This is a genomic window from Staphylococcus simulans (genome assembly GCF_025561465.1).
Lineage (GTDB): Bacteria > Bacillota > Bacilli > Staphylococcales > Staphylococcaceae > Staphylococcus > Staphylococcus simulans.
Genome location: NZ_CP095100.1, coordinates 2,332,202 through 2,356,358, shown reverse-complemented (window position 1 = coordinate 2,356,358; position 24,157 = coordinate 2,332,202). Strand labels below are relative to the sequence as shown.

The window sequence follows — 24,157 nt, the reverse complement described above, 5'->3', positions numbered from 1 at the left end:
CATCTTATTTAATTTCTTGGTTATTATACAATGTAAATAATGGTTGGTGCAACGCCTAAATTAATTATCTTGTCGCATATTTTTAATAAATATAAAAAAAGTAGAAAAATAACACAAATGCACTGAAAAACGACGAATATCAACTTAATCTCGTTATGCTCTGTGTTAAGTAATAGGTAAATTGTGTCACTTTTTATTTGTAAATTGTAAAAGTTGTAGATTTTTTTGAAATATCAATATATAATTTGTTGAAACGAGATGTTTTACATAAAGCGATTTATGAAAAGTGGGAAAAGGGGGGCGCATCATGACAAAAATGACTATTATTCGGGTGTTAGACGAGGAAACATTTTTTATAGATGCAGGACATAGTGCTTGTATTAAACAGCACCAATTTATAGAAGTATTGAACGCTAAGCATTCATATAAAAATTTAGCTCAAGTCGTGGATGTTTATGATGATTATGCTTTATGTAGAAAGTTAGGTAGTAAACGCGTGTTTTTCGGAGATGTAATTCAACCGAGGCAATAATCAAAAAAATAGCCGAGTTTACTCAAATGTTGAGCAAACTCGGCTATATTTAATTAGAAGATAACATGTGTTTCTTTTTCTACGATTTGTGCTCCTTTAATCGCAATGATTTTACCTGATGGAGGATTTAATACATTGCTTTCTAACAAAGTGCTCATCGCATTACGGATAGATTCTTCAGATACTTGTTGTTTAATATCTGGAACTTGGAATTTGACCGGTTTGTGTGCTTCATTGATATAAATCAATTCTAGTGATTTTGTCATAATCTGATTCTCCTCTTATAAAGTTTCTACTGTTGTGACTTCGATGTTGTCGTATGTTTCACCTGTTAATTTTTCAATAGCTGATTTGAAGCTGTTTAATTGTGCTTCAGTGCTTTGTGGGTTTAAACGGGCAAATCTACGACGTTTGATAACTGGTTTTGCTTCTTTTTTGTCTTCGACACGAATAAGTGTCACTGCAAGATCTTTGATTGTTTTCATTTTTGTTCACCTCCTTGCTCACTCTATATATCGAAATTTCCAGAAAAAAAGCACACCCTTTTTAAAAATTAATTTCAAAAACTTTTGAAGGTAGGTGCTATGGGGTATTTAAATGTGTATATAAGGCTTCTTTTGCCAATTAAATTAATTGTAGTTACGTCTATGAGTTACTGAAGTTTTTAGAATAGATTTCACACAATTGATTATAGTATTATTAAACATAGACACTTGATATATGAGCGAAATCTTCAACAATCAGAAGATAGATATATGAAGTACATACAACAAAGAAAGAGGTGACGCTGTGGAAATTATTGAAGGTCTTTTGGTCTTTATAGCAGCAATTATTTTAAGTTCATTAATCCATTCATTATTTCTTCCTAAAGTACCACTAGCGTTTATCCAAATCATTTTAGGAGCGCTGATCTTTTTAACACCAATTCCGGTAAACTTTAGATTTGATACAGAAGTTTTTATGGTTGCGTTGATCGCACCCTTACTATTCATTGAAGGTGTTAATGTATCGCGTGTGAGTTTGAAGCGCTACATAAAACCAGTAATGATGATGGCGTTAGGTTTAGTATTTACAACAGTCATAGGGGTAGGGTTCTTTATTCATTGGGTATGGCCAAGCTTACCCATGCCAGCCGGCTTTGCGTTAGCTGCTGTTTTATGTCCGACAGATGCGGTAGCTGTGTCGGCGATTACGAAAGGGAAAATTCTACCAAAAGGTTCTATGACAATCTTAGAAGGAGAGTCATTGTTAAATGATGCGGCAGGTATCATTTCATTCAAAATTGCTGTCGCAGCACTGATTACAGGCGCATTTTCTATTACGGATGCGATTGGTCAGTTCTTAATTACTTCAATCGGCGGTTTAGTTATTGGTCTGCTTGTCGGTATTATCTTAGTTCGTTTACGCATTGTATTGGCACGTAAAGGTGTAGAAAGCAATAATATGTTTGTATTCATTCAGTTATTGACACCATTTGTGTCATATCTTGCGGCAGAAGTCTTCCATGCTTCAGGTATTATCGCGGCAGTGATTTCAGGACTGGTTCATGGTTTTGAGCGTGATCGGATTAATCAAATCAGTAACCAGTTGAAATTGAGTTATACACAAACATGGAACTTATTGAGTTATGTATTAAATGGCTTTGTATTCGTAATTTTAGGCTATATTGTACCTGAAACTGTTAAAAACATTATTAAAACAGAGCCGCAGAACCTAGTCTTCTTACTTGGAATTACAGGTTTGATTGCCTTAGCGGTATATGTATTTCGTTTCTTATGGGTGTATGTTTTATATCCGTATTTCTACTTACCGGTCAGTCCATTCCAACGCGCAATGAATGATGGTGAGAATAAAGAACAAGGAGAAACGAAACCTAAACGTAGTAAATACGCGATGATTATGACTTTATGCGGGGTACATGGAACGATTTCATTAGCCATTGCTTTGACGTTTCCTTATATGCTTGGAGAACATACATCATTTGTTTATCGTAATGACCTACTCTTTATTTCTGCAGGTATGGTGGTATTAAGTTTGGTAATTGCTCAAGTTTTATTACCGTTAATTACGCCAGTCATGAAGAAGGTCGAAGTGGAAGGTATGAGTTTCAGAGAAGCTCGTATCTATATTCTTGAACAGACAATTGACTACTTAAGAAGACATGCGACGCCTGAAACTTCATTCAATTATGGTAATGTCATTAAAATTTATCATGATCGTATTGCTTTTATGAAAGTGATTGACGATGATGATGAAAACTCTAGAGAACTTGAACGCTTACAAGGGATTGCGATTGATACAGAGACAGAAACATTAAACGAGCTCGTGAAAGAAGGCAGAATTACACAAAGTGATTTTGATAACTATATGCGCTATGCCGAACGTACACAAGTGTATCGTCAAGCTTCATTGATTCGCAGAATTATTATGCGCATTAAAGTAGCTATTTTAAGACGTCGTGTGCGTGTACAAACAAACGCATCTTCCTCATTAGATGTGCAACAGAACTTAAAAGAAATTTCGAATATTATGCGTATCGTTCATTACAATGTAGTCAAACGATTAACAAAAGAAGCTAATGCTGATAACAAATTAGAAATCGGCACAATTTGTGATAGTTATTTAATGCGTTCAGATAATCTGACAGCGGCTAATATCTTCTCAAATAAAACGGGTCATCGTAATAATGTAGCTAGAATCAAGCTCAATGCTTTACGTGAACAACGACATATTTTGAATGAATTGGTCGAAGATGAAGAAATCAGTGAAAAAACAGCTTTAAAATTACGTGAAGCGATTAACTATGATGAAATGGTCTTAGTGGACCGTTTAACATAATTATAAATAGAGCACAGCCTGCATAACAAACAGGCTGTGCTTTTTCATATAGTAAGATAAAAGAAAGAACTATTATAAATTGTTAGATAGTTGAGAATAGTTAACTTTTATCTATTTAACAATTGATAAATCTTGTAAAAGAAAGGTTTAATCGGTTTAATAAAGTCGCCGACATATTCTTCAACATGGGCATTAAAGCCTTCTTTGAATTTTTGAACACCGAAATCTTCAGCATCTTCACTGAAATCTCCTGTAATACCGTAAAAATTATAGCGATCAATACCTTTATTTTTCGCAAATTGAATCATTTCCCATTGGAGTCTGTACGCACCCATATAGGCATTGTATTTAGGGTTTGAACCGCTGGATAGGTAGTAAACTTCATGAGGGTTATAGATATAGTAAGCTGCAGCTAAGTCTAATACAGGTCCATCTGTTTCTATCAATTTTTTCGTTTCAGTAATTTTTCGTTCTTGTGCTGCTAATTGCTTTTGGTATTGCGCATATTTATTTTTGTTTTTCTTAGAATTAGGGTTTTCTTTTAATGCCGCTTGAACATTTTCAATATCTGTATTTAACTCAGCGACTTTCGCATTTTGTGCCTCTAATAATTCTTCTAAATCGATGTAAGCCAGCTTTAACATACTGTTATCAGCGTATGTTTTCTGCATTCTTTCAAAATAACTTTGATCTCTGAATTTGAAGCCGTGTTTTTCTTCAGCCATTTTAAATAATTTAAAAAATCGATTTGTTTCATCAATTGATAAATCACGGACTTTCACCTGCATTTCATAGGTTTTCTTAATATTACGGCGTGTTTGATAATCCATTTCTTTTAACAATTGTTTTTCATCTTTGTTTTCTAGGTTTAAGACAGACAACCATCTGATCTGACTTGTTTGAGAATAACCTGTAGTAAACCCTTGATGACGGTAACCTAATAAATTCATCACATTCATAAAAGTTTCGTTATCATAAGATTCAAGGATTTCTCCGTCACAACTTCGAATATTTTCTAACAGGTAAGGATCAGTTAAAGCATATAAGCAGTTATGCTTTTTTAGATATGTCGTTAAGTTTTCATAAAAAAATCTGACTAACTCATGGTCTTTAAAGTTCATGACTGGACCGCGATGTGTATAGAAATATTTAAAGAACTTTAAACAACGTGCCTCAGTCAGTAAACAAGCAGCTAATACATCACCTGTTTCATTTTTTACGCCGACTAAATGTACATTATTTTGATGCTCATTTTGATAATTGAAATGTGAGGATGATTGGGTATAATGTGATGCGTTTTCATTAACAAAATTTTCAAATTCTTGAATGTTTAACTTAGAAAAATTCAAAAAAAGACCTACTTTCATATAGAGTTTTTTAACATTGATTAGATATACACAAAAAAATCGATTGATTAAGTAACCGCAATTGTTAACTTATCAACCGATATCAATATTGTTTAAAACTAAGCGGAGGGAGAAGGATTCGAACCAACGCAAGCACTGACGTGCTCCTAATTAATAAATAAATATTAACCCCCTTAAACCAGACTTGGGTATCCCTCCATGAATAACTAAATTAATCATAACTTTAGTTTTTCTAAAAGTAAAGGAAATTTATAAATATTTTGTAGATAAACAATTGAAGATATTCAAAGAAATATAATAAATGACTAAATTTTTTGTTGTTTATATTTAAAAGGGTAAAGATGTGATCTTGTGATGAAAGATTGAGTGAATTAAACACAAAAAAAGCGACAGCTCTTGAGGGGAACTGTCGCTTCGAAAATCGATGTCATCGCAAGCACCGATTTTCTTAAAGTGGTGTGTGGTCCAGTGGGAGGAAAGACCACAGCTTATTTATGTTTAGGATAGATTATTTATGGATTAGCGGAAATGGAATGGACATACTAGGAGGTCTTTTTCCGCTAATTGAAAGGATAAATTGTTTACTTCATGCTTTGATGAACGGTTTCAATGTTAGATTCCATCATTTTGTAGTAGGAATCTCCTTTACTGCCTTTTTTGCCAATAGAGTCTGTGTAGACTTCTCCTGAAATTGGAACGCCTGTTTCTTCACTCAAGCTCTTCATGCTTTTATGATCGACACTTGTTTCGACTAATAGATTTTTCAAGTTGTGATCTTTAACGAATTTAATTGCTTGTTTCATTTGTTCAGGTGTTCCTTGTTTTTCAGTGTTAATTTCCCAAATATAGCCGGGAGTGATGCTATATTGTTTTGAGAAATATTTAAATGCGCCTTCACTTGTGATCATAGCGCGTTGATCTTTAGGAATGTCATCGAACTTGTCGTGACTGTCTTTATTTAACTTTTCAAGCTTGTTGATATAAGCATCACCTCGTTTTTCGTAGTCTGCTTTGTGTGCTTTATCATGATTGATTGCAGCTTGCTGAATTGTTTTTACATATTTGATGCCGTTCTCTAGACTTAACCAAGCGTGAGGATCTTGTTTTGTCTCATCGCCTTCAGCACCGTTCAGGTAAATTGGTTTTACATCTTTAGAAACGCGTACGACACTATCATCTTTAGTTGTTTTGCCAGCTTGGTCTAAAGCATTTTTAAACCAACCATTACCTGTCTCCAGATTCAATCCGTTATAAAGGATGATATCTGCGTCTGTTAAGGCTTTGATGTCTTTAGGTTTGACCTCATATTCATGAGGATCTTGGCCGATAGGAACTATGCTATGTATATCCGCATGGTCCCCGACTACGTTGTCGCCCATGTCATATAGTATTGAATTGGTTGTGACGATTTTAAGTTTATGATTATCAGAGGCTGTTGAGTTTGAATCTTTGCCTCCGCCGCATGCTGCTAACAGTAATAACATGATAGCTAATAATGGTACTAATTTTTTCATGATGTAACTCCTTTTTTGATTTTGAGAGTCAATTTAGAATAGATAAATGTACCGACATAAATAGCAAACGCACACAAGACAATTGTTGCACCACTAGGGATGTTATAAATGTAGCTGAAATACATACCGATTATTGAACTGACTACACTGATCAGACTGGCTACAATCATCATAGACCATAATTTCTTGGTGATGAGAAAAGCTGCTGAAGCGGGTGTAATCAACAGTGCAACAACGAGTATAATACCCACAGTTTGAATGCTTGCAACTGTCACAAGTGACAAGAGCAGCATCACAAAGTAGTGGATGGCTGTTGTGTTTAAACCGCTCATTCTACTAAAGGTTGGATCGAAAGTAGAAATCATTAATGGGCGGTAAAAAATGATGATAAGCAAGAGTACTATTATGCTGACCACAATCGTCGACCAGTATGCACTATTGGTAATCGCTAGCAAATTACCGAATAGAATATGATACAAGTTCGTCGTACTATTGATCAAGCTGATAATAATAACTCCGGTAGCTAAGAATGCTGTGAAGCTGATGCCGATGGCTGCGTCTTGTTTAGTTTTACTTCGTTCAGAAATAAAACCGATGAATAGACTGGCTAGCATTCCAGTAACTAAAGCTCCGACAAACATCGGAATTTTGAAGAGGAATGATAGTGCAACCCCTGGCAATACAGCATGGCTCATCGCATCACCCATGAGTGACAACCCTCTTAAAACAATCAGGCTGCCGACTGTTCCGCACACAATGCCGACAAAAATGGAAATAATCAGAGCGCGGTTTAAAAATTGATATTGTGTGAGTTGTTGTATAAATTCGTACATAAATTTGACTCTCTTTCTAATTCTTTAATGGCGCTGTGGTTGATTCATGAATGTCTCGTTTAATCGTTCTGTGGTCATTGCTTCTTCGCTTGGTCCGAAATAACGTAAAGTTTGATTGAGCAGAATGACACGATCGAAATAAGTAGTTGCTTTTGATAGATCATGATGCACGATTAAAATTAATTTGCCTTCGGCTTTTAAGCCTTCTATTTTACGCATAATTAATTGTTCACTCGTAAAATCAATTCCTACAAAAGGTTCGTCTAATAAGTAAAGTTCGCTCGTCGACATCAAGGCGCGTGCAACTAATACACGTTGCAGCTGTCCACCGCTTAATTGAGAAATTTGGCGTTTACGTAAATGTGTTAATTCCATTTCTTCTAATAATTGAGTTAAGCGTTGTTTAATTTGTGCAGAAGGGCGTTTAAACCACCCAATCTCTTTATAAGCGCCTGATAGTACGACATTTTCAACATCAATTGGAAAATCTAAATCTAAGTAGGCTTTTTGCGGTATGTATGTGATGTTCTTAAGTTGTGATTCGACTGGTTGATTGTTCAACAATTGGACACCTTGTGATTTAAACTCTCCGATTAACGCTTTGATTAATGAGGATTTTCCTGCACCGTTCGGACCCATAATACCGATGATTTCACCGTGAACAGGAATAGACAAGTTGATGTTTCGCAAGACATGCTTATTGCCTAAATACAAATCCAAATTCTCAATTTCTAACAATATCACACCTCCTAAAATAATTTTTAGGGTAACCTAATTTATTTCATCATAAGACATGAATTTTCGCGTGTCAAGTCTTTTCGTGATACAATAAAGTGAATCTGGATGGAAGGAACGGTGACAAGATGTTAACGGAAGAAAAAGAAGATTACCTCAAAGCGATTTTGAATAATGGCGGCGCAACTTCATTCGTTACAAATAAAAAACTTTCTCAATACTTAAATATTAAACCCCCATCCGTGAGTGAGATGGTCAATCGTTTAGAAAAAGCGGGCTATGTAACTACCAAACCTTATAAGGGTGTCAAATTATCCGAAGAAGGTTTCAACCATACATTAGAAATTATTAAGCGTCATCGCTTATTAGAACTTTTCTTAATCGAGATATTGAAATACAACTGGGAAGAAGTGCACCAAGAAGCAGAAGTGCTTGAACATAGAGTGTCTGATTTGTTTGTCGAACGTTTAGACTCATTGTTGAATTATCCGACAACATGCCCACATGGCGGTATCATCCCAAGAGATGGTAAATTTGAAGAAATTTACAATGAATCCTTAAAAACATTCCAAGCAGGAGATCAAATCGTGATTCGTCGTGTACGAGACCGTACGAAATTATTAATTTATCTTTCTAGTAAATTTATTTCAATCGGGGATGCGGTGACGGTGATATCTCGTGATGATACTAACGAAGTTATTGCTATTCAAAAAGGGGATGACCCATTAATTATTTTAAGTTATGAAAACGCGGCACATATTTTTGGGGAATTAGCGGACGTATAAATAGAATAGGAATCAGAGTGGTTCATCATTGGCGTAATCTATTTAGGTTACGTCTTTTTTGTCGTTCTAATTAATGAGATGTATATCATTCTTTGTACCTATGGATAATTCAAAAAATCGTCATATAATAATAAAAAAGATAAAAGAGGTATAAGGATGAAGGAGAATACAGCACATCAATCAGAAAAAATAGTGTTAGTTGTCAGCTTACTGATCTTTTTGTTTATAATGATTGGGAATTATTTAAAGTTAGATTTTTTACGATATATGGATCAAACGACATTACGATGGTTTATTCAAACGTTTGGTGAACCGAAAATGCAGTTTGGTCATGGCTTTCTTAATGATTATATGAATGCACTGGCTACATATGGAGATGTTTTAACCTTTGTAGTGATGTCTATTGTCATTGCGATTATTTTATTATTCAAGCGTTACTATGTATTAAGTTTATGGTTGTTAAGCACAGTGGCTTCAGGAGGTATCTTAGGTATTATTTTTAAGGATGTCATTCATCGTCATCGTCCGTATGACCATTTGTTAGCAGATACAGGTTTTTCTTTTCCAAGCGGGCATTCATTATCTAGTACGCTGATTGTGATCATTATATTTGCGGTGTTTTTACCGAAAGTGAAACATCGTGCAATTCAAGTGACAATTGCTGGTTTGCTTTCAGTGTTATGGGCAAGTATTTTATTTTCAAGAATGTACTTTCACGCACACTTTTTAACTGATGTGATAGGCGGTGTCTCTTTAGGTATCGTTTGGGTAATGGGTGCTATATTGATATATCGCTTGTTATTAACGAAGTTGCCTCAAATCAATTTACTGCGAAAAGGTAAGATGTTTTATATAAAATAGTAAAATAAAGAAGCTTTGCGGTGTCGCAAAGCTTCTTTTGTTCATCTATTCATCTCTATTAAATTTGTTTGCCCCAAATATTTAAGTCTAAGCGTTGATTATCGATGTGTGCGATTTGCGGCATTTCTCCCCAAAGAACGTAGCCTTGTTTTTCAAATAATTTATTACATGGTATGTTTTGTGCGAAAACATAGCCAGTTAAGAAGCGAATCCCTAACGCTTTGGCTTCTTGTTCTAGACGTTGCATCACTTTAGTACCAATACCTTTCCCACTAATCTGTTGATCCAAATAGATACTAACTTCTGCAGTTTCATCATAAGCAGGTCTGCCGTAAAAGTAATTCAGACTTGCAAAACCAATTGGGCGCATTTCTTCATCGTATACTGTAAACAAAGGACGCATGGCATCGTGTTTATCAAAGACGTGTGCCATTTCTTGTTCTGTCATTTCATCAATATCTGCTGTGATGTTACGTGCAGCGATGGCTTGATTATAAACTTTTGTAAATAAAGATAAATCGACTTGTGTTGCTGGACGAAGCTTTACCATTTTTATCACCTTAATTCTGTAAAAGTAGAATAGTGATAATAGCGTACACGATATAAACGTTAAAGGCAATCCATAACAAACTGAAAATTACGACAGGGATGCCGGTTAATTGACGTAAAGCTAAACCATCCCAGTCGATGACATGTTTCGTAAAAGTCAAAGTAATAATCGTCCAAGTCGATTGTAGCAACTCTCCGAACAGCACACCTAAAATAAAGTGGTAAATCAATGATAAGATAATGACAATGAATTCAGGTTGACCGTTTTGTACTAAACCATAAATCATGACGCCTAATAAGAGCGTGAGTAAAATAGGGATACCTTTTCTTGAAGTAATCAGCACAAAATAAATAAAGATAGCTAGATAGCTGAATACGAAGAGTGAAGGATAATGATAATAACCCGCAAAGAGCCCGACTGCCAACATCAACGGAGGCATCATATAACCACCAAGTGTCGTAATTATCATCGTCACTCTACTTCTAGCTCTGGTGACCGCAAAGCCTTGTCGCGAGGTCTGTATACGTTCTCTAGGAGAAGTAACAATCACTAAATCCTCGGTATGACCGCCACTGATTTTGTTAAATAGAATATGACCGAATTCATGTGTGAGTACCGGAATGTAATTTAATATAATGTCTAGAATCGCAAAACTTGGTTTATGACGATTGCGATGCACGAATAGATAAGCAATGGCGATTAATACCACCCAATATAAATGGAGTGTCATAGAAGTGCTTAGAATATCTTTAATCAACTGCATAATTTAACCTCTTCTTGAATTAGAAAAAGTTGAGATACATGACCTCAACTTATGATTTATCTTCATTGTATGAATTTTTAGCATTTACGTCTTGCGTCTTCGGACCTATTTTAATCATTCGGCACATCTTTGATGTAACGTGCTGGATTACCTGCGACAACTTGATTTGTGGATACATCTTTAGTGACGACGCTGCCTGCGCCGACAACAACATTATCGCCAATGGTAATACCTGGCAAAATAATCGCACCTGCGCCGATCCAAACATGATTACCGATTGTTATAGGGTAGCCTAACTCTAATCCAGCGGCACGTGTTTTAGGATTTAAAGGGTGAGTTGCGGTAATCAACTGAACGTTCGGACCTAAGAGTACGTGATTGCCAATCGTAATTTTTGCGACATCTAACATCGTCGCATTAAAGTTCGCATAGAAATGGTCTCCAATTGTAATGTTATAACCATAGTCAAAGTGGATATCTGGCTCAATGAAGACTTCTTCACCGCAAGCCCCTACACTTTGGCGGAATAAATGCATACGTTCTTTAATAGAAAAGGCATTGTTGATTGCTTTTGTTGCGTGGCGTGCTTTATGACGTTCCTTTACTAACTCAGGATCTCTTGAGTCATAGAGCTGACCGCTCAACATTTTGTCTTTTTCACTTGTCATAGTATCTAACCTCTTTGATTCTCATAATAAATTCAGATTACCACTTATAGTGAGGAATGCAATCAATTCAACTGGCGTGTATAATAAGATGAAATGAACTTTTATTAATCAGAGGTGCAAGTTAGGAGTTTGAAGCGATGAGTATTCAACATAAGCATAAACAGAATAAAGTAGATATTTTGTCTGTTCAATTTGATAACGTCACAATGGACGAGATGAAAGAAGCGGTCATGCATTTTAGAGAAACAGATACAACTGATAACATGTTTGTTGTGACTGCAAATCCTGAAATTGTAGATTACGCATTAGATAATCGAAGTTATTATGATTTAATCAGTGAAGCAGATTATATCATTCCAGATGGATCAGGGATTATTCAAGCAGGCAGAATATTAGGTACCCCGTTAAAAGAACGTGTGCCAGGTATCGAATTTATGGCAAAGTGTTTAGAAATTGCTGAGCGTTATCATCAGCGTGTCTTCTTATTAGGTGCATCTGAAGCTGTAGTCGCAAAAGCCAAACAAGAGCTACAACATCGATATCCTCATGTGACTTTCGATGCACATCACGGTTATATTGATTTAAAAGATGAACAAGTGGTTCGTAAAGTAAGTAAATTTAATCCAGATTATGTTTTTGTCGGTATGGGTTATCCTAAACAAGAACAATGGATTAAACAACACCGTCATCGCCTTCAACATACATTACTGATGGGTGTCGGCGGATCCATTGAGATTTATAGCGGTACAAAAAAGCGTGCACCTCTATTCTTCCGTAAAACGAATCTTGAATGGTTCTATCGCTTGATTACAGATTGGAAACGTATGGCAAGAATGCGCAGATTACCTAGATTTGTATCCAAAGTTTTCCGTAAACGTTTGAAGCGTAAATAATATTTAAATGAGCCTTCTCTAACAATACAGGAAAGTTAGAGCAGGCTTTTTTATGAACAAAATATGATATCTACATAATGTGTATTGAATATTTAGAAAAATAAAGTAATGTTGTATCATTCACATATGAAGTGTCTTGATAAGCATGATTGAGACATGATTTGTGACAATCATTTCTTTAAGAGCATAAACAACAAACATCAAGAGGTGACAACATGAAAAAGGGATTCTATTATTGATTTTCGATTTAGTTTCGACCTTTGGTTCGGAAATCTTTTTCTTTGCTTGTTCGTTTTATATTTTAAGAGAAACAAGCAATGGTGCATTATACGGTTTTGTTATAGGTATGATGGCTGTAGTTCAAATTGTGTTAGGTCCAATTATGGGGAACCTAGCCGATTATAAAAGTAATCGAAAGATGATCTTCATTGCGCAATTATTAAGCGTGCTATCCATCACTGTGTTTTTAGTGGGGTATCAAAATCATTTATGGGCACTGGTTATTTTAATGATGATGCTTACTGCGACTGATGTGCCAGTAGGTTTAATCATTGAATCTAATTTAGCGAAGATAACAGGGGAGCAATTAGAGCGCTTTGTGTCTTTAAGGAATATTGTAATTATGGCCACATCATTCTTAGCGCCAGTAATCGGCGGTATTGTGGTAGGATTCCTTTCTATTGAACAAATGGGATATGTGATTTTAGTGACTGAATCACTCGCCATGTTGACGATAGCATTTATACCTTTAAACAGACATGTGGAAAAAGAGAACCAAGCTTTCATCAATAATTTCAAAAAAGGTTTTCACTACATATGGGCTAAAAAGGATTTAGCTACGATGGTGATTTATTTGGCAGTAATTAATATTATTTTGTATGCGATACCGATTGGTATTTCAATGTTAGCCATTCAAAAGATGCATTTATCTTCAAGTGCATTTGGATGGATAGAGGCTTCTTTAACAATCAGCATGGCGTTAGGCAGTATCATTCTTGCGATTTTCCCGCCTAAACAAAATTTACGTTTATATTTAATTGGATCGAGCTACACGATTGCGATGATTTTCTTTGCGTTGGCATTGATTACGATGATGGCAATGGGAAATTTAGCTGGGGTGTTAGCGTTAATTGGCGTTTATATTGTATTAGGTTTCAGCGCACAATACAGTAATATTCCACTTCAAATCTACTTCCAAAAACGTATCGAGGAAAGTTATAAAGCAAGGGTCTTCTCTGTCAGCTTTGCGCTCAGTCAATTCACCAAACCTTTAAGTATTATGTTCTTCAGCTTTATTCTTGGTTTCAATTACACGCTTGTATTTCTGATTACAGGATTAGTTTTCGTCATGATAGTAGTTGTATTTACTAAAATTGTGCCAAAAGATGTGTTTGATAACGGCATCAACATGCCATCAAAAGAAGGGGTATAATAGAAATAAATACAAGCAGAGGAGTGACATGCGTGACAAGACATAAAATTTATGATATGGCATTCGCAAGTGTTTATCCGCATTATGTGACAAAGGTTGAGAAAAAAGGGCGTACAAAAGATGAATTGCATGAAGTAATCACTTGGTTAACAGGATATGATGAAGCAGGTTTACAACAAGTATTAGATGAGCGAGTACCGTTTGAAGATTTCTTTGCGCAAGCACCTGACTTAAATCCGAACCGCAAGTTAATTACGGGTGTCATTTGCGGCATTCGTGTTGAAAACATTGAAGCACCTTTAATGCAGGAAATTCGCTATTTAGATAAGATCGTAGATGAGCTCGCAAAAGGTAAGCCATTAAATAAAATAATGAGGAAATGATTTAAAGAATAAAACGTTTTCAAGTTTTACAAAATGATGAACTTATAAAAAATATATTGCAGAATCGTAATCGTTACGATACAATGTACTTAATTTAAAAACGGATTCGATGAAAAAGATATGAAATACAAGATTTAAGTCAGAGATAGAAAGTCAGCGGCTGGAAGCTTTCTAATTACTTAAACTGTGTTTTACTCCTTTTGAGATGTATGTGAAAGCATACCGACTAATGGCATGTTACACCATTCTAATGAGGAAGCAAGTTGAGACTTCTAGGAGAGCAACTCCAATTGAAGTCTTGTTTAATGACTTGTTTCGAATGTGGGTGGTACCACGAGCATAAACTGCACTCGTCCCTGTTATCAGAGGATAAGTGCAGTTTTTTTATTGAATAAAATCAACCATTAGAATTTAAGGAGGCAATAATTATGGCAGAACAAGTTATCGTTACTTTACCAGATCAACGCAAATTGGAGGTGGCACAAGGCACAACACTTTACCAAGTTGCGCAACAAATCGGCAGTTCTTTTGCGAAAAAAGTTGCGGTTGCGAATGTGGATGGCACATTTTATGGTTTGAACGAATACATCGGAGAAGATTGCCAAGTTGAATTCTTGACATATGAAGATGAAAAAGGGTTAGAAGCCATTCGTTATACTTTAGGTTATTTAGCAGGAGAAGTGCTTGAGAAACATGGCGCAAAAGTCGCTGGATTCGGTGTAAATAAAGAACAATTCTTTGTGGACTTTAAACCTGAAGTAAACTTAAAAGCAGCGGATTTAGAAAAAGTTTCTAAAGACATTCAAAAAGCAGTAAGCGCAAATCATCCTATTGAAATCCGTGAATTATCTAAATTAGATGCATTAGATCAATTCAGTGAAAATGCCTTTATGCAACATCATATTGAACAAGCCTCAGAGCCTGTGAAAGTTGCAGTGCATGGAGATTACGCAGCAGTTATCGACCAACCTTTAGTACACAATTTATCTAAAGTGAAACACTTCAGTTTACAAGCAGTATCCGCAACTAACTGGTTACGTGATGTGAACAACGAAGCATTACAACGTGTATCTGGTTTTGCATTCGCAGATGCGAAAGCCTTAGAAGACCATCAAGCGTTTATTGATAAATATGAACAAGTGAACCATCGTCGTTTAGGTAAAGAATTAGATATCTTCTCATTCTCAGAATTTGCACCAGGTATGCCATTCTATGCGCATAACGGCCAAGTGATTCGTTTGGAATTACAAAATATGTTGAGACAATTACAGTTTGAAGCGGATTATGAAGAAGTCTATACTCCGTTTATCATGGACGAAACTTTATGGAAAAACAGTGGACATTGGGATCACTACCAAGACAATATGTACTTCACTGAAGTTGATGAACAAACTTATGCGTTAAAACCAATGAACTGTCCTGGACATATGTTGATTTACAAAAATCATTTACATTCATATCGTGATTTACCAATTCGTATGGCTGAGTTCGGACAAGTACACCGTCATGAATTAAGCGGTTCTTTAAATGGTTTATTCCGTGTAAGAACATTCAACCAAGATGATGCACATATCTTTGTACGTCGTGACCAAATCGAATCAGAAATCTTAGATGTCTTAGGTTTGATTCATAAAGTTTATAGTGTCTTCGGCTTCGATTACAGTATTGAACTTTCTACTCGTCCAGATGACTTTATGGGTGAAATCGAACTTTGGGATTTCGCTGAACAATCATTAGAAAATGTATTGAATCAACATGGTTTTGAATATACAGTCAATGAAAAAGACGGCGCGTTCTATGGTCCTAAAATTGATATCCATATCAAAGATGCATTAGGACGTAGTCACCAATGCGGTACTGTACAACTAGATTTCCAAATGCCTGAAAAATTCGATTTAACTTTCGTTAATAAAGACGGAGAAAAAGAACGTCCAGTGGTTATCCACCGTGCAATTTACGGTTCTAGCGATCGTTTTATCGGTATCTTACTTGAACACTTTGGCGGAAACTTGCCATTATGGTTAGCACCTGTACAATTAGAAGTGATTCCTGTCAATGCAGACTTGCATTTAGATGCGGTAAAAGACTTGAAACGTCAATTGAAAGCTGAAGGCTTCAGAGTAGATCTAGATCTTTCAGACGAAAAAATGGGTTATAAAATCCGTCAAGCACACTTAAGAAAAGTACCATATACACTTGTTGTGGGAGATAACGAAGTAGAAAATGGTACAGTTGCGGTAAGAAAACGCGGTGCTTCTGAAGAAACTAGCGTAGATGTGAAAGACTTCATCGAACAATTGAAAGTAGAAAGAGATGTTTTAAACTCAGTAGAGTAAATTTAAAACGATAATTGAATATAAAAAATACGCATTGCAGTAGAAAGGGTAGCTGCAATGCGTTTTATTTTTAAGGGTTATTATTTTATAGTTTCATGTGTTTCAATTAAGTAGTTGAGGGAGCTTAATTGAACACAGGTTTTTTGACATTTTTATTAATGAGGGTAGGATTCAGAATGCAGGGCTAATCACGTTCTGAATCGTCGTGTGATTTTCAAGATTGAGTTTAAACGTTTTGTTTGGGCTCATTTCCATATAACAGGTGTGCGTTTGATCGATGATTATCATTCAGAGCGACTTAAACTCTGTTTTATTTGAGTAAGGGTTGTGTTGTAAGTTTGAAATAGTAACGTGAAGCATAAGAAAGTTGAGGGCACTGCTGGTGGTGATGAATTGTGGGAATTCAATCAGCAGAATATATGCATTGTTACCTTATTTCAATACTTAGCGCGTTTTAAATTTTTAACGCAGTTTTATTTTAACCATCAATCGCTGTTATAGGCATACTGATTACTATTTGGCACTTAATTTGAACTTACCGGTTGTTGTTAGGGTTATTGTGTAGCTATGACAGCATCTTGCAATGTTTATGATTAGCTTTTTCAATCAAACATTTTAAAACAGGAGGTTGCAAGAGAATTGCTGTTGTATCAGCTTTGTGCGTATAGAATGGGCTGTTTTCTTATACGTAAAGCACATTGTTATAATTGGGCTGGTTTCAATAGACTACTATAGTGGTGAGTGTAGCGTATTGAAAATTTTTATAGAAATGAATGGTTGTTTAATAAGGTAAGTTCAATTTAATGTTATAGGGAAATAAAAAAACTCGCTCCTGTTTACATGCATCACCTCCTTGAAAAGTCTTTACGAGTTTCAAAGTAGGTTAGTAAACAGCACCGAGTACCTTACACCAATCCTAATATATTCTATTACGATTCAATATTGCGATCGAACACGAATATTGAAATGACTTCATCATCTTCTAAATTAACATCTGTAAATAATTTTACAAATTTCGCGCCTACCAATTCTTCCATTTCTGTAGGTGGATGTTGGTTGTAAAGTTGTTTAATTTCTTCTGTACGTCCAAATTTAAGCATTCTTTCGAATTCCTTACTTTGAGTATTACGCAAATAGAAGTTTTCAACTTTACTTAGGCTTCCTGTCATATGGGCAACCGCCCAGTTATCTTTGAAAAACACTTTGATTTGTTCGGGACCTTTGCCGATGTGTTCTTTACGATACGCACGGACAAGGTTCGCAAATGCTTGTGTCTTATTTTGTTTAGCTATATCAATCACCTGCTTACTTGAGAAATGATATGACATATTGAAGTTCAGGCTGATTAGATTTCAATATTTTGATACACCTTCACTTTAAAGAAAATGAAGTGTGCAGCAAGACTATTGAAATGATTACTTGTATCAAAATGTCATTGTATGAGAGCATCCGACATTAATCAAGTGTGCAATATTATTTTGCCTGTTGTTAATACACTTGTACTTAATGATAATACTTTTTTTCTTTGATTTAAAGAGGTTTGCTTAAAGTTTTTTAAGTAAAAAGATTCAGAAATATCAATATCGCTTTAAAAGAGTGAAGTAGAAGAGGAAAAGAAAAAGCAGTTTATACTGCGATTTCTTTTACAGCTTCAATTGTTTATTTCATTACAAATCTTTCTTCGTCTAAGTTTTTACGGAAAGCTTTTTGGTCTGCTTTAGATTTCTTTTTAAAGTCTTTAAGGAATTGTTCGTACTTAGGCAATACTTCCTCAACTTCGCCGAATTGTTTCAAGCGTCCGCCTTCAATCCAAGCGATTTTTGTACAGAATTGACGGACTTGGCCGATGTTATGGCTGACGAAGAAAATCGTTTTGCCTGCTTCTTTAAATTCGTGGATTTTGTCTAATGATTTTTGCGTGAATGTTTGGTCTCCGACAGACAACGCTTCGTCAATCACTAAAATATCCGGATCAATCGTGACGTTGATAGAGAAACCAAGTTTAGCACGCATACCACTTGAATACTTTTTAACGGGTTGGTAAATAAACTCTCCCAGTTCACTGAATTCAACGATTTTAGGTGTGAGCTTTTTAATTTCTTTACGTGTAAAGCCCATGCACAACATTTTAAATTCAATATTTTCTAATCCTGTCAATTGTGCGTTAAGCCCTGCATTGATCGCAATAACACTGACTTCACCATTTTTTTCAATTGAACCTGCAGTGTTGGATAAAGATCCGCCGATAATATTGCTGAGTGTTGATTTGCCTGAACCGTTGATGCCGACTAAACCGATAATATCACCTTTATACGCTGTCATTGAGACATCTTTTAACGCGTAAAATGTTTTGTTCTTATGATTAGGAATGAGCGCATCTTTGATTCGTTCTTTGTTATTACGATAGATACGATATTCTTTTGTAATATTATCCATCTTTACAGATACATCTTTCATTGTATAACCTCTTCCTTAACCTCTATTTACTCTATTATAGTACATATTGCGATGCCGAGCGGTCAAAACGCATATGAATTCTTCAACGCTATAAATTTTACCATTTCTTGAAGAATTGGTCATTATTTTCGTCGTTAAAGTCATTTCTTTGCCATTAGTAATGAAAATTATTCCATTCTATATTATAATTACGTATAATGTTGAGATGGATATATTTCAAGCATAGAGAAAAAATTACATAAGCATATGTAATGAAATGCGCAAATCGTTTGAAAGCGTGGTTTGAACATGGGAGCATTAATAACTGTTCTGAAAGAACATATTAAAGGATTTTATTTGATCCACAGGTTAGCACAATTTGAGTTGAAAATTGCTAACCATAATAACTACTTAGGTATGGCGTGGGAGTTAATTAACCCGCTTATCCAAATTTTAGTCTACTGGTTCGTGTTCGGATTCGGGATTCGTACAAACGCACCGGTTGATGGGATACCCTTCATCTTCTGGATGCTTGTCGGTATCAGTATGTGGTTCTTTATCAACCAAGGAATATTAGATGGGACACGCTCGATTGTATCGAAATATAATCAAGTGGCGAAAATGAATTTCCCGTTATCGATTATTCCGACGTATACCGTAACTGCAAAATTATATGGACATTTAGCATTACTCGGGATTATTATTATTTTCTGTATCGCTTCAGGTATTTATCCGACGATACATATTATTCAGTTATTCTTATACGTACCATTTGCGTACATTGCTACAAGTGCTGTCGCAATCTTAACTTCGACTCTAGGTGTATTAATTCGTGATACACAAATGATGATGCAAGCGTTAATGCGTGTATTATTCTATGCATCACCAATTTTATGGGTCGCTAAGCCAGGTTCGATTGTACAAAAGATTCTGATGTTGAATCCGATTTATTTCATCGCAGAATCATACCGTGCAGCAGTACTGTATCATAACTGGTATTTTATTGATCATTGGCAATTAGCACTTTACAACGTATTTATTGTCGTATTTATATTCTTTGTAGGTTCGATTCTGCACATGCGCTACAGAGATCAATTTGCAGACTTTATGTAAGATTATTTAAGAGTAAACTCCAAGCATGTTTTAGCGTGTTTGGAGTTTTTTTAAAATAAGCAGAGGTGAAAAACATGAGACAAGTCATCAAGAAGCTGTATTTAACCATTATCAATGTATTTAATACATTATGGTTCAATAAAAAAATCGATACGCATCATATTGTGTTGTTTATGAGCTTTAAAGAAGATATATGGCCTTTAGTTCAAAGGTTTCATTATGAAGGTTACCGTTTAACTATCATCGGTAAAGAAAAAGATAAACAACAAGTTGCACAATTATCAGGTGTTGATTATGTCATCAACAGTAATAAAAACGTTATTGCGCAATTAAAAGCATTAGCCACTGCTAAAGTTATTTTTGTCGATAATTACTATTTGTTAATGGGAGGTTATCGCAAGAAAAAAGGGCAGACTGTCATTCAAACATGGCATGCGGCAGGCGCCTTAAAATACTTTGGCCTAAAAGATCTTGCGGTCGATTTGTCTAACAAGAAAGTGGTAGATCAGTATTTGAAAGTATATCATGCGACAGATTACTATCTCATAGGCGGCGACCCAATGGAAATTTGTTTTAGAAATGCTTTTAGTGCAACACCTGAACAAATGTTACGCTTTGGTTTGCCTAGAATGCAACAGTACTTTACAGTTAACTTAGAACAACAAAAAGAAAAGTTGAAACAACAGTATGGGATTAAAGATAAGCTTGCAGTATATGTACCGACATACAGAGAACATCAAGCAGCGAACAGAACGATTGATGCACAACATTTTGAACAGGAGTTGCCAGGCTATACAATTATCAATAAATTACATCCAGCTGTAAGACAAGGGTCTACATCTGATATTGAGACACAACACTTGTTCTTGATGGCAGATGTCATCATTACAGATTATAGTTCACTTGCGATTGAAGCGAGTTTATTAAATAAACCTGCCTTATTTTATGTTTACGATCAAGCGGAATATGAAGCGGATCGGGGTTTGAATCATTACTATTGGCAAATTCCTGAAAACTATAAAGCATATAATGAGGCAGAGTTGCTTCATAAATTAAAAGAAGGTTTAGAACATTATCCGCCGCTCTTTAATGAATGGCATGATTACAATACGGATGAAACTTTAAATCAGATATCAAATTATATAAAAGAATTGGTGAAACGATGAAAATTTCTATTATTATTCCAGTTTATAACTCAGAAGAAGTCATTAAGAAAGCGGTCAGTTCCATTGATACGAAATACGATCATGAAATTATTTGTATTAATGATGGTTCTACAGATGGCACACTTGAAGCACTTGAAACAATTCAAAAAGAAAATAAGCACGTCAAAATTATCAGTCAATCTAACAAAGGCGCAGCGGCTAGTCGTAATGTCGGCTTATCTCATATTACAGGCGATGTCTTCATGTTTTTAGATGCTGATGATGAATTTTTACCGAGTCGTATCGATGTGATGGCACGTCGTTATGAACAAAATGACGATGTTGAAATCGTGATTGGACAAACAGGACGTGATTATCATGGTGAGTGGCGTACTTTCCCGACACATAAAGAAATTAAAAAAGATGAAGTTGTGAATTTAGCGCAATGCCCAGCGATGCTGCAATCTATCGGACCAAGAGATAAGATGTTCAGCGCACGTTTCAAAGATTTACGTTTTGATGAGGACATTGTTTTTTGTGAAGAACATACATTTATGGCACATGCATTTAATCAAGCACATGATATTCAATTGTTACCAGATATTATTGCGGGCTATAATGTACGTGAGAACTCGATTACAGCACGCAGTGTTGAGCGTTTCTTTGATTATATGCACGATGCTTATATTGTACGTGGCCGCGTGATGGATTACTTGAGACTTTGTAATGTACAACAATATTATAGCTATCGTATGGATGAATTGATTGTCAGTTATATGCTTCAAGCTTATGTGACAGAAAAACCAAAAGTGACACAAGAATTATTAGATACAGTTATCCAATACATTGAAGGTATGCAAAAGACACATTATGATGGCGATGCATTATTTAGAATTGTCAAAGTGATGGAAGGCGGCTGTAAAGGTTGGACGTTGCATTATTATCGTCAATGGCGTGAAGCGTTGAACAAAGTAGGCATCGGACGTCCGAACTATTTAGCGTTCAAAGCACAATTAGTGCCTAAACAATCAGCTTTTAGAGGGCGTGCTGCTTTAAAAAGCGCGTTAAAAAAATAAGCGAACTTACAATTTTAATATGAATTGAAGAGTGAAATGTGTTATTTTTTTACAGTAACTAAAATTGTGAAGGAGGGTTTAAATTTGAAGAGAGTTATTACGTACGGTACATATGACTTATTGCATTATGGTCATATTGAATTACTGAGAAGAGCGAGAGAAATGGGAGATTACCTGATTGTGGCACTCTCTACAGATGAATTTAACCGCATTAAAAATAAAAAATCTTACTACAATTACGAACAACGAAAAATGATGTTGGAATCTATTCGTTATGTAGACTTAGTCATTCCTGAGGATGATTGGGGTCAAAAAGAACGTGATGTGGAACGTTATGATGTAGATACTTTTGTCATGGGTCATGATTGGGAAGGCGAATTCGACTTCTTAAAAGACAAATGCGAAGTGATTTACTTAAAACGTACAGAAGGTATTTCTACGACACAAATCAAAAAAGAATTATATGGTAAAGATGCCAGATAAAATAAAAACAGAGGTATAATCGCCAGGGCTTGGCAGTTATACCTCTGTTTTTGATTTGTATTTAAAATTTCAACATTATTTCTTACGTCCGAATGATGAAATAATCATATAAACGACGATGGCTAGTGCTGCGACAATAAATGCAACGCCAAGGCTCGTTAGAATCGGATGTGTACTCCAAGAAGATTCTGCGAATGTTGTTGCTTTTCGCATCAATGGACGTTGAACATCTACTGATGGCGGGCCATAATCTTTTGAGATAAATTGTCGGTCATAGTCTAGATGAAGCATGCCATCTTCTACGACGAATTTATAATCTTCTTTTTTAAGATTGCTTGGAACAACATCGTATAAATCTTTTTTCACGTAATAGGTTTTATTATTGATTTTGTGTTGTCCTTTAGACATAACTTTAACGTATTTATATTGTTCAAATGAACGATTGATTAAACTGTTGCCCATTTTATTACGTTCTTTATCTCCGCCTAGATGTTCGAAGTCACCTGCACCCATCATAGCTTGATCAATACGGAAGCCATCACGCTTAGTACTTAATGTGTGGTTGTAATCAGCCATGTCGCTTGATCCGGTTTTTAAACCATCTGTACCAGGTAAGCTCAATTCAGAACCTTCAAGCGACCAGTTGAACGTATAATATGTTACACCGTGTTGAGTTGGTGAGATTGCTTTAGTAAATTTAAGCACTTTGGGTGTATCTTGCACGACACGTTGTGATAAAATCGCGAAATCTCTTGCGGTTGATGTACTAGACATTTCATCTTTATAACGTTTTGGCGCAAAACTTTTTAATAAGTTATTTTCAGCGCCTGTCGGATTTACAAAGTGTGTATGGTTCATCCCGATTTCTTTAGCTTTTTCGTTCATCTTGTCGGTAAAATCAGAAGTGGAATCAGAAACTTCATTTGCTAAAATCAATGCAGCCGCATTACTAGAGGCTGAAACCGTAATTTGAAGCAATTCACTGATGGTATAAGTTTCACCAGGATATAATTTAGTATTACTTAACTCTGGAAGGGTAGACATCGCATAATGTTTATCGGTGATTTTCACTTTATCATCTAACGATAATTTACCTTCTTTAACAGCTTCTAACGTCAGGTACATTGTCATCAATTTCGTCATTGAAGCGGGGTACCATTTCTTATCCATATGATAGCTGTAGAGTACTTGCCCGGTTTGACTAATGTTCACAGCACTTTCTGGTTCAAAACCTTCTCCGATATTTTGACCGCGTTCATTAGCGATTTGGACAGGTGATTTGGTTTCAGTGTCCGCATCAGAAAATGGTGTTATAATGGTACTTACGAAGAATATTAACAGTGTCAGTATTACTATCTTTTTCATTATGTATGTTTCAGTCCTTCAACAATAATAGTTTCACAGTAAAAATATT

Annotated in this window: 24 protein-coding genes and 1 pseudogene; 12 read left to right on the top strand and 13 right to left on the bottom strand. The window is 35.5% G+C overall.

The window, feature by feature from the left end; genetic code table 11:
* Window positions 1-307: 307 nt before the first annotated feature.
* On the top strand, window positions 308-532 hold the full coding sequence (locus MUA87_RS11120; protein ID WP_002481402.1) for a hypothetical protein: 225 nt from the start codon (window positions 308-310) through the stop codon (window positions 530-532).
* Between the two features lie 53 nt (window positions 533-585).
* Here MUA87_RS11120 and MUA87_RS11115 read toward each other — a convergent pair whose 3' ends face one another.
* Both MUA87_RS11115 and MUA87_RS11110 read right to left on the bottom strand, forming a co-directional pair.
* Entirely contained in the window at window positions 586-798 is a 213-nt protein-coding gene (locus tag MUA87_RS11115) for a DUF2922 domain-containing protein (RefSeq protein WP_002481403.1), read from the bottom strand.
* Window positions 799-813: 15 nt separating this feature from the next.
* Window positions 814-1,017 (bottom strand): DUF1659 domain-containing protein, encoded by a 204-nt coding sequence (locus tag MUA87_RS11110; protein WP_002481404.1) that lies wholly within the window; start codon window positions 1,015-1,017, stop codon window positions 814-816.
* Between the two features lie 304 nt (window positions 1,018-1,321).
* Here MUA87_RS11110 and MUA87_RS11105 point away from each other — a divergent pair, with 304 nt between their 5' ends.
* Complete coding sequence (locus MUA87_RS11105; RefSeq protein ID WP_057510152.1) at window positions 1,322-3,370, top strand: cation:proton antiporter; 2,049 nt, start codon at window positions 1,322-1,324, stop codon at window positions 3,368-3,370.
* A gap of 107 nt (window positions 3,371-3,477) precedes the next feature.
* On the opposite strand, the gene lif is transcribed toward MUA87_RS11105, so the two are convergent.
* The 5 genes and pseudogenes from lif to MUA87_RS11080 all read right to left on the bottom strand — a co-directional run bounded on the left by lif (window position 3,478) and on the right by MUA87_RS11080 (window position 7,822).
* Window positions 3,478-4,719 (bottom strand): lysostaphin resistance FemAB family serine transferase Lif, encoded by a 1,242-nt coding sequence (gene lif, locus MUA87_RS11100; RefSeq protein ID WP_262550829.1) that lies wholly within the window; start codon window positions 4,717-4,719, stop codon window positions 3,478-3,480.
* A 121-nt stretch (window positions 4,720-4,840) separates the two neighbouring features.
* Window positions 4,841-4,935, bottom strand: a pseudogene (locus tag MUA87_RS11095).
* Between the two features lie 383 nt (window positions 4,936-5,318).
* Window positions 5,319-6,251, bottom strand: a complete 933-nt coding sequence (mntC, locus tag MUA87_RS11090; RefSeq protein WP_262550828.1) for a manganese ABC transporter substrate-binding lipoprotein MntC — start codon at window positions 6,249-6,251, stop codon at window positions 5,319-5,321.
* Window positions 6,248-7,084, bottom strand: a complete 837-nt coding sequence (locus MUA87_RS11085; protein ID WP_262550826.1) for a metal ABC transporter permease — start codon at window positions 7,082-7,084, stop codon at window positions 6,248-6,250. The genes mntC and MUA87_RS11085 overlap by 4 nt, the downstream gene beginning before the upstream one ends.
* 24 nt (window positions 7,085-7,108) lie before the next feature.
* On the bottom strand, window positions 7,109-7,822 hold the full coding sequence (locus MUA87_RS11080) for a metal ABC transporter ATP-binding protein (RefSeq protein WP_023015455.1): 714 nt from the start codon (window positions 7,820-7,822) through the stop codon (window positions 7,109-7,111).
* Window positions 7,823-7,947: 125 nt separating this feature from the next.
* Between MUA87_RS11080 and MUA87_RS11075 the strand changes: the two genes are divergently transcribed.
* Both MUA87_RS11075 and MUA87_RS11070 read left to right on the top strand, forming a co-directional pair.
* Window positions 7,948-8,604 carry a metal-dependent transcriptional regulator gene (locus MUA87_RS11075; RefSeq protein WP_002481410.1) on the top strand — a complete coding sequence of 219 codons (657 nt, stop codon included), beginning with the start codon at window positions 7,948-7,950 and terminating at the stop codon, window positions 8,602-8,604.
* A 156-nt stretch (window positions 8,605-8,760) separates the two neighbouring features.
* The gene (locus MUA87_RS11070; protein WP_023015454.1) at window positions 8,761-9,465 is read left to right on the top strand and encodes a phosphatase PAP2 family protein; all 705 of its coding nucleotides are present in this window, start codon (window positions 8,761-8,763) and stop codon (window positions 9,463-9,465) included.
* A gap of 58 nt (window positions 9,466-9,523) precedes the next feature.
* Here the strand turns inward: MUA87_RS11070 and MUA87_RS11065 are convergent, their stop codons facing one another.
* The 3 genes from MUA87_RS11065 to MUA87_RS11055 form a co-directional block, all read right to left on the bottom strand.
* On the bottom strand, window positions 9,524-10,015 hold the full coding sequence (locus MUA87_RS11065; protein ID WP_002481412.1) for a GNAT family N-acetyltransferase: 492 nt from the start codon (window positions 10,013-10,015) through the stop codon (window positions 9,524-9,526).
* Between the two features lie 10 nt (window positions 10,016-10,025).
* Window positions 10,026-10,778, bottom strand: a complete 753-nt coding sequence (locus MUA87_RS11060) for a M50 family metallopeptidase (protein WP_057510155.1) — start codon at window positions 10,776-10,778, stop codon at window positions 10,026-10,028.
* Between the two features lie 110 nt (window positions 10,779-10,888).
* Window positions 10,889-11,446: a sugar O-acetyltransferase gene (locus MUA87_RS11055; protein WP_061054890.1), complete on the bottom strand. Its 558-nt coding sequence runs from the start codon at window positions 11,444-11,446 to the stop codon at window positions 10,889-10,891.
* Window positions 11,447-11,583: 137 nt separating this feature from the next.
* Between MUA87_RS11055 and tarA the strand changes: the two genes are divergently transcribed.
* The 4 genes from tarA (at window position 11,584) to thrS (ending at window position 16,490) form a co-directional block, all read left to right on the top strand.
* Window positions 11,584-12,339, top strand: coding sequence for an N-acetylglucosaminyldiphosphoundecaprenol N-acetyl-beta-D-mannosaminyltransferase TarA (gene tarA / locus MUA87_RS11050; RefSeq protein ID WP_061054889.1), 756 nt, complete (start codon window positions 11,584-11,586; stop codon window positions 12,337-12,339).
* Window positions 12,340-12,574: 235 nt separating this feature from the next.
* Window positions 12,575-13,771: an MFS transporter gene (locus MUA87_RS11045; RefSeq protein ID WP_262550825.1), complete on the top strand. Its 1,197-nt coding sequence runs from the start codon at window positions 12,575-12,577 to the stop codon at window positions 13,769-13,771.
* A 32-nt stretch (window positions 13,772-13,803) separates the two neighbouring features.
* Window positions 13,804-14,154 carry a DUF2200 domain-containing protein gene (locus tag MUA87_RS11040; RefSeq protein ID WP_262550824.1) on the top strand — a complete coding sequence of 117 codons (351 nt, stop codon included), beginning with the start codon at window positions 13,804-13,806 and terminating at the stop codon, window positions 14,152-14,154.
* A 428-nt stretch (window positions 14,155-14,582) separates the two neighbouring features.
* The gene (thrS, locus tag MUA87_RS11035) at window positions 14,583-16,490 is read left to right on the top strand and encodes a threonine--tRNA ligase (RefSeq protein WP_262550823.1); all 1,908 of its coding nucleotides are present in this window, start codon (window positions 14,583-14,585) and stop codon (window positions 16,488-16,490) included.
* A gap of 929 nt (window positions 16,491-17,419) precedes the next feature.
* On the opposite strand, the gene MUA87_RS11030 is transcribed toward thrS, so the two are convergent.
* Window positions 17,420-17,791 (bottom strand): Na-translocating system protein MpsC family protein, encoded by a 372-nt coding sequence (locus MUA87_RS11030; protein WP_023015448.1) that lies wholly within the window; start codon window positions 17,789-17,791, stop codon window positions 17,420-17,422.
* A 358-nt stretch (window positions 17,792-18,149) separates the two neighbouring features.
* Window positions 18,150-18,947, bottom strand: a complete 798-nt coding sequence (gene tagH, locus MUA87_RS11025; protein WP_002481421.1) for a teichoic acids export ABC transporter ATP-binding subunit TagH — start codon at window positions 18,945-18,947, stop codon at window positions 18,150-18,152.
* A gap of 288 nt (window positions 18,948-19,235) precedes the next feature.
* Between tagH and MUA87_RS11020 the strand changes: the two genes are divergently transcribed.
* From MUA87_RS11020 to tagD, 4 genes are all read left to right on the top strand, one after another.
* The gene (locus tag MUA87_RS11020) at window positions 19,236-20,039 is read left to right on the top strand and encodes an ABC transporter permease (protein ID WP_023015447.1); all 804 of its coding nucleotides are present in this window, start codon (window positions 19,236-19,238) and stop codon (window positions 20,037-20,039) included.
* A 74-nt stretch (window positions 20,040-20,113) separates the two neighbouring features.
* Window positions 20,114-21,205, top strand: a complete 1,092-nt coding sequence (gene tarB / locus MUA87_RS11015) for a teichoic acid glycerol-phosphate primase TarB (protein WP_262550821.1) — start codon at window positions 20,114-20,116, stop codon at window positions 21,203-21,205.
* A complete protein-coding gene (locus MUA87_RS11010; protein ID WP_262550819.1) occupies window positions 21,202-22,260 on the top strand; it encodes a glycosyltransferase family 2 protein in 1,059 nt (352 codons plus the stop codon). The genes tarB and MUA87_RS11010 overlap by 4 nt, the downstream gene beginning before the upstream one ends.
* A gap of 84 nt (window positions 22,261-22,344) precedes the next feature.
* Window positions 22,345-22,743, top strand: coding sequence for a glycerol-3-phosphate cytidylyltransferase (gene tagD, locus MUA87_RS11005; protein WP_002481425.1), 399 nt, complete (start codon window positions 22,345-22,347; stop codon window positions 22,741-22,743).
* A gap of 75 nt (window positions 22,744-22,818) precedes the next feature.
* Here tagD and pbp4 read toward each other — a convergent pair whose 3' ends face one another.
* Entirely contained in the window at window positions 22,819-24,108 is a 1,290-nt protein-coding gene (gene pbp4, locus MUA87_RS11000) for a penicillin-binding protein PBP4 (protein WP_262550818.1), read from the bottom strand.
* Between the last annotated feature and the right edge of the window lie 49 nt (window positions 24,109-24,157).